The sequence below is a fragment of the Pseudoalteromonas sp. H71 genome (assembly GCF_001468485.1).
Taxonomy (GTDB): domain Bacteria; phylum Pseudomonadota; class Gammaproteobacteria; order Enterobacterales; family Alteromonadaceae; genus Pseudoalteromonas.
The window spans coordinates 26,671-42,037 of sequence record NZ_LODI01000009.1; the positions used below are offsets into that span (position 1 = coordinate 26,671).

The 15,367-nt window shown below is 38.4% G+C and carries 12 protein-coding genes; 5 read left to right on the forward strand and 7 right to left on the reverse strand.

Annotation, left to right across the window (positions count from 1 at the left end; all coding sequences use genetic code 11):
- On the reverse strand, positions 1 to 618 hold a 618-nt coding region (gene maiA / locus ATS71_RS06395), incomplete at its 3' end, for a maleylacetoacetate isomerase (protein ID WP_058404067.1).
- Between the two features lie 2 nt (positions 619 to 620).
- A complete protein-coding gene (hmgA, locus tag ATS71_RS06400; RefSeq protein ID WP_058404068.1) occupies positions 621 to 1,922 on the reverse strand; it encodes a homogentisate 1,2-dioxygenase in 1,302 nt (433 codons plus the stop codon).
- Between the two features lie 144 nt (positions 1,923 to 2,066).
- On the opposite strand from hmgA, the gene ATS71_RS06405 reads away from it, so the two are divergent.
- Positions 2,067 to 2,498: a MarR family winged helix-turn-helix transcriptional regulator gene (locus tag ATS71_RS06405; RefSeq protein WP_058404103.1), complete on the forward strand. Its 432-nt coding sequence runs from the start codon at positions 2,067 to 2,069 to the stop codon at positions 2,496 to 2,498.
- A 54-nt stretch (positions 2,499 to 2,552) separates the two neighbouring features.
- On the opposite strand, the gene ATS71_RS06410 is transcribed toward ATS71_RS06405, so the two are convergent.
- Positions 2,553 to 5,690: a TonB-dependent receptor gene (locus tag ATS71_RS06410; RefSeq protein ID WP_058404069.1), complete on the reverse strand. Its 3,138-nt coding sequence runs from the start codon at positions 5,688 to 5,690 to the stop codon at positions 2,553 to 2,555.
- A gap of 303 nt (positions 5,691 to 5,993) precedes the next feature.
- The gene (locus tag ATS71_RS06415) at positions 5,994 to 6,845 is read right to left on the reverse strand and encodes a S1/P1 nuclease (protein ID WP_058404070.1); all 852 of its coding nucleotides are present in this window, start codon (positions 6,843 to 6,845) and stop codon (positions 5,994 to 5,996) included.
- A 219-nt stretch (positions 6,846 to 7,064) separates the two neighbouring features.
- Between ATS71_RS06415 and ATS71_RS06420 the strand changes: the two genes are divergently transcribed.
- Positions 7,065 to 7,961 carry a hypothetical protein gene (locus tag ATS71_RS06420; protein WP_082653596.1) on the forward strand — a complete coding sequence of 299 codons (897 nt, stop codon included), beginning with the start codon at positions 7,065 to 7,067 and terminating at the stop codon, positions 7,959 to 7,961.
- The gene (locus tag ATS71_RS06425) at positions 7,954 to 8,898 is read left to right on the forward strand and encodes a hypothetical protein (protein WP_058404071.1); all 945 of its coding nucleotides are present in this window, start codon (positions 7,954 to 7,956) and stop codon (positions 8,896 to 8,898) included. The genes ATS71_RS06420 and ATS71_RS06425 overlap by 8 nt, the downstream gene beginning before the upstream one ends.
- 26 nt (positions 8,899 to 8,924) lie before the next feature.
- Here ATS71_RS06425 and ushA read toward each other — a convergent pair whose 3' ends face one another.
- Entirely contained in the window at positions 8,925 to 10,550 is a 1,626-nt protein-coding gene (ushA, locus tag ATS71_RS06430) for a bifunctional UDP-sugar hydrolase/5'-nucleotidase UshA (protein ID WP_058404072.1), read from the reverse strand.
- A 93-nt stretch (positions 10,551 to 10,643) separates the two neighbouring features.
- Complete coding sequence (locus ATS71_RS18675) at positions 10,644 to 10,814, reverse strand: hypothetical protein (RefSeq protein ID WP_201020860.1); 171 nt, start codon at positions 10,812 to 10,814, stop codon at positions 10,644 to 10,646.
- 221 nt (positions 10,815 to 11,035) lie between these two features.
- On the opposite strand from ATS71_RS18675, the gene ATS71_RS06435 reads away from it, so the two are divergent.
- The gene (locus ATS71_RS06435) at positions 11,036 to 11,785 is read left to right on the forward strand and encodes a peptidylprolyl isomerase (RefSeq protein ID WP_058404073.1); all 750 of its coding nucleotides are present in this window, start codon (positions 11,036 to 11,038) and stop codon (positions 11,783 to 11,785) included.
- Between the two features lie 52 nt (positions 11,786 to 11,837).
- Here ATS71_RS06435 and ATS71_RS06440 read toward each other — a convergent pair whose 3' ends face one another.
- Complete coding sequence (locus tag ATS71_RS06440; protein WP_058404074.1) at positions 11,838 to 12,254, reverse strand: MAPEG family protein; 417 nt, start codon at positions 12,252 to 12,254, stop codon at positions 11,838 to 11,840.
- A gap of 174 nt (positions 12,255 to 12,428) precedes the next feature.
- Between ATS71_RS06440 and ATS71_RS06445 the strand changes: the two genes are divergently transcribed.
- A complete protein-coding gene (locus tag ATS71_RS06445) occupies positions 12,429 to 15,314 on the forward strand; it encodes an insulinase family protein (protein ID WP_058404075.1) in 2,886 nt (961 codons plus the stop codon).
- The last annotated feature ends 53 nt before the right edge of the window (positions 15,315 to 15,367 follow it).

A 15,367-nucleotide genomic window follows, 5' to 3' on the forward strand; every position in this document is an offset into this window, starting at 1 on the left:
ATCGGGTTGATTTTGCGGTGCGGCGTCATTAAACGCAGCTAATTTATTACATCGCTCATAAATGGCTGCAATTTTTGGGTAGCGACTCATATCAACATTAAAACGAATAGCATTAAATACTTGCGGTACTAAGCAAACATCAGCAAGGCTTGGCTCGTCCCCAATACAGTAATCATCGTCTGTGAGCATTTTTTCTATTTTATCAAAACCAACTTCAATCCAATGCCTGTACCAGGTGTTTTTAGCAACATCGCCTACGTTTAATTCATTAGATAAATACTTGAGTACACGCAAATTATTAACAGGGTGTATATCACACGCTATTGCAAAGCTTAAATTTCTAATTTGTGCTTTTCGCCAAGCTGAGCCGCTAATTAATGGTGAGTGTGGGTATGTTTCATCAAGCCATTCTAAAATAGCTAATGATTGACCAAGCACGCCTTCGTCTGTTTCAAGGGCTGGTAAAAGCCCTTGTGGGTTTAATGCCAAGTAGTTCTCATCAAGCTGTTCTGATTTTAATAGGTTAACAATTGCCAGCTCGTGATCAATTTTTTTTAGGTTTAACGCAATGCGTACGCGGTATGCAGCAGATGAGCGAAAATAACTGTATAGCTTCATAATTAATCCTTGTTGCCTGAATAGTGTTTTTCGATTGTTCGCCAGCAATCCGTGTAATTATGCTGACGTTCTTCACCATCTAACGCGTGTTTAGTCGGTGAAATGATGTAGCGCGATTCAAACATGAAGGCGAGCGTATTTTCATATTTTTGTGGAATAAGCTCTGCGTTTGACGCTTTTTCGAATACGTCAGCTTCTGGACCGTGTGGCGACATACAATTATGTAAACTAGCGCCTCCTGGTACAAAGCCATGCTCTTTAGCATCATATACACCTTCAATTAAGCCCATGAATTCACTCATGATATTTCTATGGTAGTAGGGAGGGCGAAAAGTGTTTTCAGCGACCATCCAACGGGGTGGAAAAATAACAAAATCAACATTAGCCATCCCTTCTGTGGCTGACGGCGAGGTTAAAACGGTGAATATAGAAGGATCCGGATGGTCAAAGCTGACTGTATTCATGACATTAAATCGGGATAAATCGTATTTATAAGGGGCGCTATTACCCGTCCAAGCGACAACATCGAAAGGAGAGTGTTTTATTTCACAGCTGAATAAGTTGCCATTAAATTTTGATATCAGTTCAAAATCACCTTCTTTGTCTTCAAAAGCAGCAACTGGATAGTGAAAGTCACGGTCGTTAGCATAGCCGTTTGCACCAACCGGGCCCCGCTCTGCAAGCTCCAAAGCATGACCATAGTTTTCGCATATATAACCACGGGCGGTTGATTGTATTAAATCAACTGAAAATTTCATTCCTCGCGGTATGACTGCAATTTCACCAGGCTTTACAAAAAGCTTACCGCACTCTGTATGTAAGAGCAGCTCGCCTTGTTGTGGTACAAATAGCATTTCACCATCAGCGTTATAAAAGTAGCGATCAACCATCGATTTATTAGCAACATAAACATGTATACCAATGCCAGATTGTCCATTAGCGCTGCCGTTTGCAGCCATTGTTATAAGGCCATCGATAAAATCAGTTGGCTTTGTGGGAATAGCAATTGGATTCCAGCGCAGCATGGTAGGAGGTGTTACGGCTTCTGTAATAGGCGCGGTTCTTATCAGGCCGTTATCAATTGCTTGGTAGTCACCTTGCACTACCGAAGGGCGTAAGCGGTATAGCCAAGTTCTGCGGTTAGCTGCCCGAGGCGCGGTAAATGCAGTAGAGCTAAATTGTTCAGTATAAAGATCATACTTAACTTTTTGAGGAGTAAATTGCCCTATTGGCAAGGCACCGGGTAGCGCTTCGGTTTCAAATTCATTACCAAAACCGGTCATATATTTTAATTGTTCTGCCATTGGTGACTCCTGTGAGAGAAGGCTAGTTTTATGTTTTATTTATTTCAGCTAAGATACTCTCAAGTGAGAGTAATTTCAAATTGCTCTCTGGAGGCGTTTGTAAATAAAAATGAACAGTCAGTAAACCTATTTAACGGAACAACAATGAAACTCAATTTAGATACTTTTTTAGCGTATCAACTAATTAATGTTGCAAGTTTGGTGAGTAATGATCTTGCAAAGGTATATCAAGCTAAATTTGACTTAACGATACCTCAATGGCGAATTTTGGCTAACTTAGCGCAATTTGGTCAAAGTAATGCTAAAAACCTATGTGAGCAGGCAAATATGGATAAATCGACCGTGTCGCGTGCAATAAAAATATTAGTAGAAAAAAAGTTGTTAATAACTCAAATAAATTCAGAGGATAAGCGCGCAGCAATACTTTCATTAAGTGAATCGGGAAAGGAGTTATATAAAAAAATAGTACCCGAAGCGTTAAAGTGGGAAAAAGAATTATTGGCATCGTTAAACACACATGAACAAAGCTTATTAGTAAGTGTACTTAATAAGCTAAAAAATAACTTACAGGCATAAAAAAGCCCATCAAATGATGGGCTTTTATAATTTTGACTAATCTAACAAATTAGATTAGAAAGTGTAACGTACACCTACACGCATTTCCCATAATGACGCACCAGTTTGCACTGAAGTATTTGCGTTATTACCGTTAAAGCCTGAGTAAACGTAACGACCTTGGTCATCAATAGATGTTGAGATCATGCTTGCGCCTACGAAAGGACCTTTCTTAAGTACGCCCCAGTCATCATTTAGCATGTTTGTAAGGTTGTCGATTACGAAGAATGCTTCACCTTTATGGCCTTCCATAAAGCCTGGTAGTTCTTGTGTAACTTTAAGGTTAAACTTAACAAACCAATCTGAATTTTGCTGGTTACGGCCTGCAATTTCACCGCGTTTAAGTCCTTCAGAAGCAATGAAGTCGTTGAACTCATTGATTTCATCAGCCGACATGTTGTAAACAACGTTAGGATCGTTTTCAAGTGGAACGTACATTAACTGACGGTTGCCATTCCAGTTGTTATCACCAAAGGTAGTGTTGCGGTTAGCATCTGTGTTATCGCTACCATCAAACGTGAAGCTGTAGGGTAGGCCTTTGTATGCTTCACCGTAAAGGTTAAAGCGTGTTTCATAGCCGTCTACAAATTCGTGTTTGTAACCAAGCGTCATAGTGAAGCGATGCGGAATTTCATAATCTGAAGACGCAACACCTGGGTTACCTGGATTAGTAAGTGCGATGTTACCGTAGTTAGAACCGGCTACAGAACTAGTCATTGGGTTTACATCGTCTGCATCTGTATATGCATAACCAAAGCTAAAGTTAATGCCGTTGTCGTACATTTTGCTGATTGCAGCAGAGATAACAGAAGAGTCACCACTATCACCACTAACATTCGTTAATAAATACTCATTACTACGTCCTTCGATTGACTCGTAAATAGGACGGCCATCAAACGTAGTTTCACCGCTTTCTCGAAGTGCGATATCACGCATCAATGCAGCGTCTTTTTTCTTCGAGTATAAGTAGTCTACAGAGATTACGTATTCGTCTTCAGTTGTGTATGTAGCACCTAGTGAATATTTCCACTCTGAAGGAATTTCAAAATCTGGGTCTACAGCATTAACTGTTGCATCGCCTACACCAATTTCTGTATTTGCAACAATGTCAAACATACCTTGTGGTACGTCAAAACCAGGTGTACCGCCGTTTACGTTAGCTGTATTGAATAAATCTACACCACGGAATTGCGTACTAATGTTTGTAATACCGTCGTTAGAGTACGAATTAGACAACCATACGTTCGGGTTACCACCAGAGAACAAGCCTAAGCCAGCACGAACTTCAAGCTCATCTGTTGCATACCATTGGAAACCAACACGAGGTTGCAGTAAGTCAATACCGTCAAATGTAGACTGATTGCTGAAACCATAACGGTTAGTGAAGTTTTGGTTAAAGTTAGGAACGTCATCACTTGTGTACTTGTCGTAACGTAAACCAAACTGAATAGTTGCATCTAAGTCAGTGAATGCGTATTCATCTTGAACATAGAATGTATGCTGTGCATATTTAAAGCTTGCAGCCGCATCATTCGGGTTATTAGTACCTGCAGCATTGTTGTAGTAGATACGCGCTGCTTGACCTGCTTCAAAGTCGTCAATTGAGTCAAAGCGCCACTCACCTTCTGTATGCTGTACGAACAAGTTGAAAACAGATAGCTCTTCGAACTCGTAACCAGCAGTAATAGTGTGTTGATCTAAGTAATAAGTACCAGCAACTTTAAATGTAGTTGTGTCGTAGTCTAAATCGTTTGATTGACGAGAGTCATCAGGACCAATGTAAACCGTACCACCATTATCAGTACGAATTTGCATTTCACCAAAGCTACTTGCAGCATCTAATGACTGAACCGTTGCGTCTAGCTCTGATTTACCTAGACGAATTTCAGTAGAAAAATCGTCTGACCAATCAGAATATACAGAACCAATGATTGAAGTAAATTCAGCGCTTTGATCATAGAAGTGGTTTGATAAAGAAACGCGGCTAGAACCTGTGTCCGACTGAGAAATTGTATTACCGTCGTTGTAGTTATAGATTAAGTTTGCACGGTGATCTTCGTTGATGTTCCAATCTAGTTTTACTAAGATTTTTTCATCTTCAACAGGCATGCTTGATGGCATACCGCCAGCATCGTAGCCGTAAACTGATTGAGAAATACTTTGAATACGAGATACATCATCAGCTGTCACACTACCACTGCTAAGGCCGTCGTAGTTAAACTGGCGAACACCTTCAAGCTTTTCGTATGAAGTGAACAAAAATAATGTATCTTCAACAAGCGGAAGACCTACGTTGAAACCGTAACGCTTTTCAGTGTAGTTACCATTATCAACTTCGTTACCTTCAATTTCATCGCCTTTCATTGAATCATTTGTGTAATCGAAGAAAACACCACCATGAACGTCGTTGCCACCAGATTTAGTTACAGCGTTAATGTTACACGATGTAAAGCCACCGTATTGAACGTCAAAAGGGGCTAGTTCAGCTGAAACTTGTTCAATAGAGTCGAAAGAGAAAGGGGCACGGATAGTTGGGTAACCGTTTGAGCTTAAACCGAAGTTATCGTTCATGCGAACGCCGTCAAGCGTTAAGCTGTTGTAACGTGGGTTACCACCACCACAGTTGATTGAGCCACGGCTATCATCGATTGTGATACGTGGGTCAATACGAATAATATCTTTTAAATCACGGTTAATAGCTGGTTGGTTTTCAAGGTCAGTCAGCGTAAAAGTAGACGCAGGACCTGTACCACCAGACATAGCACTGATAGGAGCACCTGTAACTACAATTTGCTCAATGTTAGAGATATTCTCTAAAGAAGCATTTACAGGGTAATCGTTACCAATATTAAGAATAATATTATTGAACTCTTGGTCTGCATAAGTGTCAGAATCTACAACTACTTTATATGGACCACCAACACGCAGGCCTTTAGCTGTGAAATAACCAGCGTCATTAGTTTCAGTTGTTTTAACTGAGCCTGAAGGAACGTGTAAAATTGTAATTTTAGTGCCAGCAGCAGGGTTGCCGTTAGGACCAGTGATTTGACCTTTAATTGCAGATGTTGTTTCATTTGCAATTGCAGCGCCACTAACACCAACACATGCTGCAATAGCAAGTGATAGGGCCGTTTTGCGTATTTGAGTTTTCATTTAATTTTCCCGTGTAGTTAATAATTAAATTTTTATATTTTTATTTTTTGGTTTTCAAAAAATAAACTAAATGCAGGTTTATATTTTAAAAACCATTGCTATTGTACCCTAATTGTTTGTTACAAATAAAATACAACTGCAATGTTTTTTTAATAAATAGTACAAATTTTGACTATTTTTTACCTTTTTTTGAGTAATCACTCTATTAGCGAGCTCATACTACCGATGTTTTATGACAAACTTGTGAAATGTAAAACAAGCCTTTACAAAAAATCCCCGTGTGTAGGTTTTATGTGTCACAAATTACATAGATACTTTTTTTAACGCTGTTTCCAGCTCTTTAGCTGAAGGATCAAACAGTGCGTTTAACAAGCCAGCCAATCGAACACCTGCCTGCAGCAGGCGTGTTTTTACGATAGGTGTGTTTTTATAAACATAGCTGTAGCCAACTTCTTCATTTGTAGACTTATAAAGTGCGTTTGCTAAATTGTGAGACTCTTCAATCCAGGTAGTTGGTGTACTTTCTAAATATTCTGCGATTAGTTCGCTGTTGTTGGTGTTTATAAACTGTGCGTATTCAGTAAATGATAAGTTTTCGTTTTCAACTAACTTAGTATCCCACAAGCTGTGTAAGTTTGTATCTTGACCAAAAAACGACACATTAATACGGTTTCCGCCTCTATCTTCGCTTCTTCCTGCATGGAAGGGTTGATGGCTATCACCGACCAAGTGAACTAAAAAACGTAAACTGAACTGTTTTGAGTCTAAACTACTGTTTTCGTCTTTGAGTGTTTTTATAGAATAGTGGATGCCTTCAAGAATATTGCTAACCGATTCTTTATTATTGGTATGGTCGTGATTGATTGTGAAGGACTTATTAGGTGCGGCATTAATATAGTGCCAGCGAGAAGATTGCTTTTGCCAAAACTTGCCTGGATTTGAGCGCATTTCATCAGGCCAAGTTGAAACTTGTGCGAGTGATTCTCCCGCTAAAAATGGTTGAATAGCTGATTTTGTGGTTTCTGTTATATGGCATTCAGCAATTTTACCTACAACACGGTGACCATTTTGGCCCCAAGCAAGTGAATCGCTACTTGTAAAAATGGCACTTATTAAAAGCGCTGACGTTACCGAATATTTTACATTGCTACGCATTAAATATCCCTTAATGATTTTGTAGTGGTGTATTGCGTTGTAATGAGGTCAATTGTCCTTACTTTTTATGTAATTAGGAAGGACTCAATAAAATTCATAATTTCTTATTCATATTTATTATTAATCAATAGTTTAGCAGTTATAGGTAAAATTACTTGTTGTAATAAGTAATTAATATTGTTCAAATGAGAGAGTGTTTTACTTTAGGGTGTCTTTAGTTTGGATATTAAAAATAAGCTGTTGCATAAAACTTCAATTGTTACATTTTTGTTTATAGTGATGGTTTTTGCTTGGATGAGTGGTCAATTAATTGTAAACGATGACGAATTAGTATTTCCTATACTTATTGAAACATCAACAGTATGTAGTACCTCGGCGACCGCAAACGACAATGAGCTGATTGTATTTACACCGTCTAAGAACATTGCAGCTGAGCTTTCACAGAAGTTATGTGATGATAGTGTGGTTGCTAAACAGTACGGATCGGTTATTGGTTATTGGGGATACAAAACATCAGACAGCTTAGAGTTTGTAGGTAAAGGAATTGCAGACCTTATTCTCGCAAAAAACAACATCATGACGGCATTTAAGGCTGAATCTACCTATAATTATATGCCAGTTGTCGGCTTTTCTGATTACACCGCATTTTTCATATCTTCAAAAGAAAAACCCATCATTTCAAAATCGTATTTTTTAGACAAAAAAATAGGACTGCTCGATTACCCAACGAGCCGCTCTGGGCATATTCTTCCAAAGCAAGTGTTTAAAGATCTTGCTATAAATATTACAAATTTAAATATAACATACGCAAGTTCTCACAATGAACTGCGTGACTTATTAGCCAATGGTAAAGTAGATGTTATTGCGTCGTTTTGGAAAGAAAGCGATAAAGACCGTTTCTCAAAAAACTATATAACCCCACTTAGCAATAATATAACAGGCACACGTTGGTATTTAAAAATGCAACAAAATAATACTGATTTGTTGTGTTCGGTGCAAAATCACTTAATGGATATGTCTAAAGGGCAAGCCCTACATTACTATCAAAATGTAACCGCATTTTGGCTGTGTGAAAATAATACTGCTGTTTTTAAAGTAGGGGAAAATAATGAGTAGGCGAAAGTTTTTATTAACGTTCTCGTGTATATTTTTAATATTATCGTTTGTGTTTTATATATCTGTAGTGAATAAAACCGAGCGCGCAACTAAACAGCAAAAGGCTCAAATTGAAAAACAAATTGCACTGGATTTAACATTACTCGATTTGCCCAATGAGCTTTATAAGCATGCAGGAAATAAAGAGGCGGTTGTAGCTTATATAGACTCGCTGAATAGTTATTTAAAAACAAGTAATTTGAAAGTCGACAACATTACCTCAGGCTTAATCAGTGAAAACGAGTTAAAAAAAACTCAATTTACAAGCCGTTTAGCGACAAGCGAAGGTCCTGTGATAATTGTTTTTAGTATAAACGAGCATTACTTCACGCCTAAAAATAAGATGTTCTTTTTATTTTTTTTACTTATCAGTCTTTTTGTAACGGTGTGGTTAAAAGTTGTAGAGAGTAAAAAAAGCAGTGTAAACTTAAATAAGAGCATTAACCCCGTTGCATCAACGCCGATGCCTTTAGCGCTCATCATTGACTTACGCAATAAAACACTTTCACATAGTTATGATAAAGAGCAAAGTGTTCAATTAGCTAATAAACCATTGTGTTTTTATCTCGCCCTTGTTGAATACTGTTCAGCGAATAGTGAGGTTACGTTGAATCACAACAAAAATGTCCCTGATGAGCTGATTGAACTTGCTAACAAGTATTTCTACCGTTTAACAGAGCTTGGACATACGATCAGGAAACGCCCGAACTTTAATAATAGCCTTGAGAAAACGTTGAGTGAAATAAGAGCGGGGCTTGACGAAGTATTAAATGAATACCCTGAGGAAAAAGAAATTTACTACCCACCTAAAGCGTATGGAGAAGGTTCACGCTCTCGTTTGCATAGTTACGGGCTTATAAATATAGCGAAGGGAAATATTGAAATAATAGGGAAGTAATTTTGCTTCCCTATTATTATGGGCGTTTATTTAGGGGCAAACTCAGCCGCTTTTATTGGGCTGTGTTGCGATATAAACGTTTTAAGTGCTTGGGCGTCTGTTTCGTCAGTACTTACAAAGCCTTTTAACGTATTTATAGTAGGATAACCATCACCACCAGAAGCGTTGTAACTATTTAAACTCATACGGTATGTTTTGTTTTTATCAAACGGTTTACCATTAATAAATACGTTTGTAAGCTTGCCATCTTTGCGTTCAAACGAAAGCTTGTGATATTGCAAGTAAGCGCCAGCATCAGCAGGAAAGCTTGTAACTGTGTTTAAGTAATCCCATAGCTCAGCGCCTTGCCAGTCCATATAGGTTATACGATTTTTAAAAGGGTGAACTTTTAATATGTCTTTATAACTTATTTCACCCGCATTGATTGAACTGCGAATACCGCCACCACTTATTAACCCAAAATCTGCACCCACAACGTTCATCTGTGCTTGGATAATAACGCGAGCAAGGTTAGTTTGTTGATAGCGTACTTTGTTTCTATCGCCTTCTAATCTAGCATCTACCGAGCCAATAGTGCCTTCAATTTGCTTTGCGCCAATCGCTTGGTACTTAGCTAAAAACGCTTTTAATGCAGGGTCTGGTTTTATATATTCGTTCGCAAGGACTTCTTTTGATGTGCCGTCAGTTTGTGTTTTTTCAACATATAAATTAACTGGCATTAACTTATAATCCAGTAGGCTCAATTCACCATTTTCTAATTTGAACTCAGCTTTACCAACGTACTTACCCCATTCATGAGCTTGCATGATCCACGTGCCATTTTGCTGATCGGGTTTACACGCTAGACCAGGTTTAAAATTATCATCGTTTACATTGTTTGATGCCATACAGACGGGTTCTTGAGAGTGACCACCGATGATCATGTCAAGCGTGTTAGTAGGTAATGAGCGGGCAAGTGTTACATCCCCTGGTGCATTGATACCATGGTTAGCATCAATAAAATGGCCCATGTGCGTTACAGCAATAGTAATATCTGGGTTGTGCTTTGCTTTTATTTCTTCAGCTAATTTGGCAGTTACTGAAACGGGGTCTATAAATTCTAAATGACCAATATATTGAGGGTTACCTATTTTGGCTGTGTCGGTTGTTGTTAGGCCAATAACAGCAATTGACAACCCATTTTTTTCAAATATTTTGTAAGGGGTAAAGGCATTTTTACCAGATGATTTTTCAATTATATTTGCTGATAAAAGAGGGAAGTTAGCCCAAGTTTGCTGTTTTTCTAATACGCTTAGCGGGTTATCAAACTCATGGTTACCCAGTGCCATTGCATCGTAGCCAAGTAAAGACATGCCTTTAAAGTCAGGTTCTGCATACTGCAGGTCGGACTCGGGTATGCCTGTATTTATATCACCACCAGAAAGTAGTAAAACGCCATGGCCTTTCTTTTTAGCTTCACTGCGCAATTGATCCAGTAGCGTTTTACGAGCGGCCATGCCGTATTCGCCTTTTTCGTTATGCCAAAACCGCCCATGGTTATCGTTAGTGTGAAGCACGGTTAAGTATTGAGGAGAAGATGTTTTTTCGTCAGTTGTTGCTGATGTACATCCCACCACACTCAAAATGATAGAAATAATAAAAATTATGCGCATAAAATACCTATGAATTAAGTTGTACTTAATGTTTTAGGCGGCTAGTTTAAACTAGTTTTGCTTATAAAAAACCTAGTTACTTATATTTTTTGGTTAATCACGGGTTGTTGCTGCAAGCTCCCTTCGCTTTAGTTCAGTGCGAGCGTAGTGTGATTTTTCATGCTTTGTAGCAACCATCCAATTTAAAAAGCTTGCTGGGAGCTTTGTGTATGCTTCACCTTTATGTAGGCCAAAGTCGCAAATTGTGTGTGGTGTGTGTGTCATGTGTGTATCCATCATCTATGTTATTTAATAATTAACAATGAGCAAAGTTAAACATTTACTCGGTTTACATTTTCATAGAAAATATAAATCAATAGTGTGTAATTGAAATGTTACCAGAACGGTCTAATTTGTATCAACTGCCTTAAAGCTATCGATTTTTTGAGTCAGTAACCTTAACCTAAACAAAACTTATTTTAAAAAATATAATAATAGGATCTAACATGAAAAAATGTTTACTGGGTTCATTGCTCGCTTCACTAAGCTTTGTTAGCCATGCAACCATAGTCGAGATGCAAACCAGCCAAGGTACAATCCAGATTAATTTATTTGATCAGCAAACACCAAAAACTGTAGAAAACTTTTTAAGCTATGTACAAGACGATTCATACAATGAAACCGTTATTCATCGTTCAATAGACAATTTTGTTATTCAAGGCGGTGGATTTACGTTTTCAGACACATTAGACCCTATCACGACCAAACCTGCAGTTATTAATGAACCTGTATTTTCTAATGTTAAAGGTACCATTGCCATGGCTAAGTTAGGGGGCAACCCTAACAGTGCCACTAGCCAATGGTTTTTTAATATGGCTAATAACAGTGCGGGTAGTGCGGCACTTGATACACAAAATGGTGGTTTTACCGTATTTGGACAAATCACTGCGGCGAGTCAGTCAACGCTTGATAAAATTGCAGCGTTAGTTCATTGCGGTGAAACACCAGTAGTCGATATAACAGCAGAGCAATGTGCCAGCAGTGATGTGTCTATTAGCAGTGCTAATTTAGTAACAATCCAAAGCGTTACAGTATTAGATGACGATCCTAATTCGGCAGCCGGATTAACTGTTGTTGAAAATACGCTGATTGACGCCGATAACTCTGATGGCTCAGGCGGTAGCTCGGGTGGGGCTTTAATATGGCTGCTGGGTGCTTTTTTGTTAGCTGTACCACGCCTTAAAAGAAAGAAGTAATCTCATTCACAGCAATTTAAACTGCGCAGCTATTTTATAGCTGCGCTTTACATTAAATAAATAGTCGCCAAATCATCGCAAGCCACATCGCAAATACAGACACGCAGCCAATTAAAAACACGTTAAATCGAGCTCTTACGTTATTTGTTCCTAAATGAATAATGCTATGTAAAATGCGTGTTGCTACAAATGCGCAGGCCAAAATTGCAACCACTACGCTTGCACTGTTTAATTGCAAAGCTAATAAGCAACCTACATAAAATAAAACCGGTATTTCAAATTGGTTGGTAAAGTTTCTATCGGCCACCCTTACATGGTCACCTGCGTTATCTAATCGCATCGTTGCAAAATCTTTTAAATTGAGCTGCTTATTTTTAGCTGCTGCAAAGCGTCTTCTCCCCATAATAATCATTACAGCTAAAGAAAGGGTGACTTGCACAAACATGGCAAGTATTATTATTTTTTCCATTGTAGTTCCTTGTTATTGTTTTAATTAGTAAGTATGCAGGCATTTTTCACAATGTGTTACACAAAATAACGCTAATTGCTAGAAACTGATCAGCACAAAGTGTTAGTTTATACTATTAAGCTTGCTTTTGAATTAGCATAACCTATTTTGCATCATGCCTTTAATGGAAATAAAATGAAAAAAATTATTTGTCTAAGTGCCATTGCAATCGCTGTTCTCAGCGGTTGTTCGAATACATCTTCACCGGTAGCAACCTCGCCAAAAGCATCATTATTGTCAGACACCTTAGTGGTAAGCCCAAATGATAATAGAGAATATAAAACACTAAAGCTTGCTAACGAAATTGAGGTTATTTTGGTTTCTGATCCAAGTGCCGAGAAGTCAGCAGCATCGTTAAGTGTTGGTGTGGGTTTACTGCATGACCCTATGTCTCAACAAGGTATGGCGCATTATTTAGAGCATATGCTTTTTTTAGGTACAGAGAGATACCCTGATACAAAAGGGTATTCAGATTTCATGACCAAAAATGGTGGGGCGCATAACGCCTATACATGGCTTGAAATTACAAACTATATGTTCAAAATAAATAACGATGCCTTTGATGAAGGGCTTGACCGTTTTTCTGACTTTTTTAAAGCCCCTAAGTTATACCCAGAATATACAGAAAAAGAAAAAAACGCAGTAAATGCTGAGTGGTCAATGCGACGTGAAATGGACTTTTTTGGCCAATTTAAATTAGCACGTAAGATGATGAGTGAGCATCCAGCTAATCGTTTTTTAATTGGTAACCTAGAAACACTAGGCGACAAAGAAGGCAGCTCGCTTCATCAAGAAACTGTCGACTTTTACAATAAATATTACTCGTCGAATATTATGAAGGTGGCGCTTATTTCTAATTTGCCAATTGCAGATATGGAAATAAAAGCGCAAAAGTACTTTGCTGATATAAAAAATAAAAATATTGAAAAACCAACTGTTACGGCCGAACTTGATTTTGATAAAGCCGGTGGTAAACGCGTATTTTACTCGCCAAATGAAGATGTAAAACAGTTAAAGCTTGATTTTACTATTACCAACAACAGCGATGAGTTTGCCGTAAAACCAAACCGCTTTGTTTCATACTTACTTAGTAATGAAATGCCGGGTAGCCCTGCGCAAATACTCAGAGATAAGGGCTGGGTTTCACAGCTATCGGCATCAGCTTCACCAACACAGTATGCAAACTATGGTGCGTTGACGGTTGATATAGAGCTTACTGATTCAGGTATGCAAAACCGCGAAGCAATTGTTGCAGTTGTTATGCAATATATTGATTTAATTAAAAAGGAAGGGGTCGATAGCAAGTACTTTAACGAAATACGTACGTCGCTCAATAACCAATTTAAATTTTTAGAAAAGGGTGACGAGTTTAACTATGTAAGTGCTCTTACGGGTAGCATGCAGGTTTACCCACTTAATCACACGATTAACGCACCTTACCACTATGCAAAATTTGATGCCGACGCTGTTAACAATGTGCTAAACCAGCTTAATGCAGATTCGCTGCGTATTTGGTACATTTCACAGCAAGAGGAAACAGACTCTCAGTTATATTTTTACGACGGTAAATATCGCATAAACGACATTAGCGCTGATGAAATAGCAAGCTGGAAGAAGCCAAGTGAGTTTAAATTAGCGCTCCCTAGTGTGAACAACTTATTACCTGAAAGTTTTGCAATTAAAACGGCTGAATTTAAAGAACAAAAACACCCAGAGCTTGTTTACGATAAACAAGGCATAAAAGTATGGCGTCAAGCTAGCCAGAAATTTGCCGAACAACCGAAAGGGTTAGTTGAGGTATACATAAATACGCAACAAGGTCTGAGCGATATCAGTGCTGAAGTACTCTATTCTGTGTGGGCAGATTTATATAACATTCAGCAAAGCCAATTAAGTACTGAAGCTGCGGTCGCGGGTATGGGCGTAAGGCTTGCACCAAGTAATGGGCTTGTATTATCACTTAATGGATTCACTGATAAGCAAGATGTATTGCTTAGACAAGCATTGAGTGGATTAAACGTTGAGGCTACTTCGCAAGCATTCGAGCAAGCTATTGACCGCTACACTCGTGACTTGTTGAATCAACAAAAGCAATTTCCTTATGCTCAAGCCTTTGGTGCTTACTCTAAGTTAACACGCACGGGTAGTTTTGATACCGATGAATTAATTAAAACTGCAAAATCATTGCGTGTTGCTGACTTAACAACGTTACAACAAGCCACATTCTCTAACAATGATTTACGCGTATTTAGCTACGGTAATTATAACCAGCAAGATATAGAGTCAATAGCAGGCGAACTCACAGCTGTTTTACCTAAAAATCATACGGTGAGCGAGTTTGCTCGTAGTAAAGCGTGGTTGCCACAACCGGGTGAAACGTTAGTACTACAAAAGGATATAGATGTAGCCGATGTTGCTGTGGTTGATATGACCGTTCACCCAATACCGGGTTATAAACAAAAAGCTCAAGCTGCTGTATTACGTGATCACTTTAGAACGATCGCATTTGACAAAATGCGTACTGAAGAGCAACTAGCTTATGCAGTAGGTGCTATTGCAAGTCCAATTGAAGATTATTCAGCGGTTGGTTTGTTTATTCAAACGCCTGTAAAAGGCCCTAAGGAAATTCAAGCTCGCTTCGACCAGTTCAAAAAAGAGTACGCGGTAGAGCTTGATAACATGAGCACTGATACATTTTTACAGCTTAAAAATGCGACTTTGGTGTCACTTAAAGAGCAACCTAAAAACTTAAACGATGAAATGGGTCCTTTGATCAGCGATTGGTACCGAGAAAACTTTAATTTTGATTCCAAACAAAAGCTAATTGATGAAGTAGAAAAAGTAACGCTTGCAGATATAAAACAGTACTACAAGCAAACCATGCTAAACCCACAAGCAGCGCGCTTAAACGTGCAGCTGCGCGGTACTAAGTTTATTGAAAGTGACTTTGCTGATTTACCTAATCAAACCAAAATCACTACGCTTGATGCTTATTACAATGGTATTAAGTTACAAAAATAAGATTGATAAATAGATCAAAAAATAAACCCCCAATGTATTGCTACATTGGGGGT

Excerpts from the sequence above, each read along its gene's own strand:
- ATS71_RS06405 (WP_058404103.1), top strand. The coding sequence starts at position 2,067 with ATGAAACTCAATTTAGATACTTTTTTAGCGTATCAACTAATTAATGTT.
- ATS71_RS06445 (WP_058404075.1), top strand. The coding sequence starts at position 12,429 with ATGAAAAAAATTATTTGTCTAAGTGCCATTGCAATCGCTGTTCTCAGC.
- hmgA (WP_058404068.1), bottom strand. The coding sequence starts at position 1,922 with ATGGCAGAACAATTAAAATATATGACCGGTTTTGGTAATGAATTTGAA.
- ushA (WP_058404072.1), bottom strand. The coding sequence starts at position 10,550 with ATGCGCATAATTTTTATTATTTCTATCATTTTGAGTGTGGTGGGATGT.
- ATS71_RS06410 (WP_058404069.1), bottom strand. The coding sequence starts at position 5,690 with ATGAAAACTCAAATACGCAAAACGGCCCTATCACTTGCTATTGCAGCA.
- ATS71_RS06415 (WP_058404070.1), bottom strand. The coding sequence starts at position 6,845 with ATGCGTAGCAATGTAAAATATTCGGTAACGTCAGCGCTTTTAATAAGT.
- ATS71_RS06440 (WP_058404074.1), bottom strand. The coding sequence starts at position 12,254 with ATGGAAAAAATAATAATACTTGCCATGTTTGTGCAAGTCACCCTTTCT.
- ATS71_RS06435 (WP_058404073.1), top strand. The coding sequence starts at position 11,036 with ATGAAAAAATGTTTACTGGGTTCATTGCTCGCTTCACTAAGCTTTGTT.
- ATS71_RS06425 (WP_058404071.1), top strand. The coding sequence starts at position 7,954 with ATGAGTAGGCGAAAGTTTTTATTAACGTTCTCGTGTATATTTTTAATA.
- ATS71_RS18675 (WP_201020860.1), bottom strand. The coding sequence starts at position 10,814 with ATGACACACACACCACACACAATTTGCGACTTTGGCCTACATAAAGGT.